This window comes from Micromonospora sp. 4G55, from assembly GCF_016803375.1.
The window spans coordinates 1-2153 of record NZ_JAEVHN010000883.1; the positions used below are offsets into that span (position 1 = coordinate 1).

Genomic DNA, 2153 nt, shown 5'->3' on the forward strand with positions numbered 1-2153 from the left:
GGGCCGGCCTGGCTGCACCTCGACGTCGACGTGCTCGACCCGCGGTCCTGCCGGCCGTGACGTACCCCGAGCCCGACGGCCCGGACTGGGCCGACCTGCTCGCGCTGCTCACGCCGCTGGTGCACTCCGGACGCCTGCTCGGGATGAGCGTCGCCGACCTCGACGCCGACGGGGACCCCGACGGGCGGTACGCGCGCCGCCTCGTCGAGGTCCTCGCCGCCGCCCTCAACCCCTGACCCCGGGCGCGGGCCGGCGGTGGTGCATGGCCAGGCGCAGCAGCAGGAAACGCAGGGCGGTCGCGGCCAGGTTGGCCGCCACCAGCACCGCCAGCTCGACCGGCCGCGACGGCGCGGTGGCCGCGTGCAGGGCCGCGAGGGACCCGCTGGTCAGCGCCAGGCCGAGGCCGAAGGCGAGCAGTCCCTGCAGGTGGTGCCGGCCGGCGTGCCGACGCCCGGCGACGCCGAAGGTGAGCCGCCGGTTCGCGGCGGTGTTGGCGACCGCCGTCACCAGCAGCGCCAGCAGGTTGGCCCACTGCGCGCCCAGCACCGGCCGCGACGCCACGAAGAGCAGCAGGTACGCCAGCGTGCTGGCCACCCCGACGGCGGCGAACCGAGCCAGCTGCCGGGGCAGCCCGACCGGCACCTGGGCCGGCGGGGCGGTCAGCGGCGCCCGGCCGAGCTGCTCGCGCAGCCGCCCGACCGGAAGCGCCCCGGTCAGCAGCGCCCGGCCCAGCCGGCCGATGCCGCGCAGGTCGGCCAGGGCGGTGGCGACGATGTCCACCCGGCTGTCCGGGTCGTCCACCCAGTCCACCGGCACCTCGTGGATGCGCAGCCCGGCCCGCTGGGCGAGCACCAGCAGCTCGGTGTCGAAGAACCAGCCGGTGTCCTGCACCAGCGGCAGCAGCTCCCGGGCCACGTCGGCGCGGATCGCCTTGAACCCGCACTGCGCGTCGGAGAACCGCGCGCGAGCGCCCCCCGCAGCAGCAGGTTGTACGCCCGGGAGATCACCTCCCGCTTGGCGCCCCGCACCACCCGGGAGGTACGCGCCAGCCGGGTGCCGATGGCCAGGTCGGAGTGGCCGGAGATGAGCGGCGCGACCAGCGGCAGCAGCGCCGCCAGGTCGGTGGAGAGGTCCACGTCCATGTAGGCCAGCACCGGGGCGTCCGAGGCCGACCAGGTGGCGCGCAGCGCTCGCCCGCGGCCCTTGGCGGCCAGGTGCCGCACCCGTACCTCGGGCAGCTCCGCGGCCAGCGCCTCGGCGACGGCCAGCGTCCCGTCGACGCTGGCGTTGTCCGCCACGGTGATCCGGAACGGATACGGCAAGTGCGCGCTCAGGTGCGCGTGCAGCCGCCGTACGCAGGGGCCCAGGTCGGCCTCCTCGTTGTGGACCGGGACCACCACGTCCAGCACCGCGGCGAGCACCGCGACCCGGGTCTCGACGGCCGGCCGGGGGCCGCTGGCGTACGTCATCCTCATCCCTCCTGCCCGCTGCTGAGGTCGTAGACGGTGACCCCGTCGACGGTCTGCGACTCGAAGGTCTCGACGACCCAGGCGGCGATCTCCTGCGAGGCGGAGCTGCCCCCGTTGGCCCGGAACCCGCCGCCGCCGACGAACCAGTGGATCCGGCCGTCGGCCACGTACGCCTGGAACTGCGCCAACGTCGGGGACGGGTCGCTGCCGTTGAAGCCGCCGATCGCCATCACCGGCCGCCCGGTGGCGAGCTGGTAGCCGGAGGCGTTGTTCGAGCCGACGGTGGCCACCATCCAGGTGTAGTCCTCGGCGTCGCGCTCCAGCAGCGCCTTCAGTTCGGCGCTCGGCGCGCGGGAGTCGAGCAGCCCGCCCATCCCGCCGCCGACCGACGCCCGACCGGCACCGCCCGCGGCCTGGCCCGGCAGCCCCACCGGGCTGGCCGGTCTGTCCGGTGCCGCCGGGCAGGCCCGGGAACTGGCCGGTGCCGCCGTTCTGGCCGGTCTGGTTGCCGCCCGGGGCGCCGGGGAGCTGGCCACCCGGGAACTGGCCGTTCGGTCCGCCCGGAAAGCCGGGGAACTGGGCGCCGGCCGGCATCCGGCCGCCGGGGAAGCCGCCCCGTCCCGGGCCGAAGCCGCCCTGCACCGTCGGGCCGGCGCTCGGGATCGACCCGGTGTGCGGGGTGGC

At 76.6% G+C, this 2153-nt stretch carries 3 pseudogenes; 1 reads left to right on the top strand and 2 read right to left on the bottom strand.

Annotated elements, in window-relative coordinates:
- Nucleotides 1-236 (top strand): annotated as a pseudogene (locus JNW89_RS35640) (hypothetical protein); the annotation flags it as partial.
- Here the strand turns inward: JNW89_RS35640 and JNW89_RS35645 are convergent.
- Both JNW89_RS35645 and JNW89_RS35650 read right to left on the bottom strand, forming a co-directional pair.
- A pseudogene (locus tag JNW89_RS35645) lies at nt 226-1469 on the bottom strand (glycosyltransferase). The pseudogenes JNW89_RS35640 and JNW89_RS35645 overlap by 11 nt on opposite strands.
- Before the next feature lie 2 nt (nt 1470-1471).
- Nucleotides 1472-2153, bottom strand: a pseudogene (locus tag JNW89_RS35650) (glycosyl transferase); the annotation flags it as partial.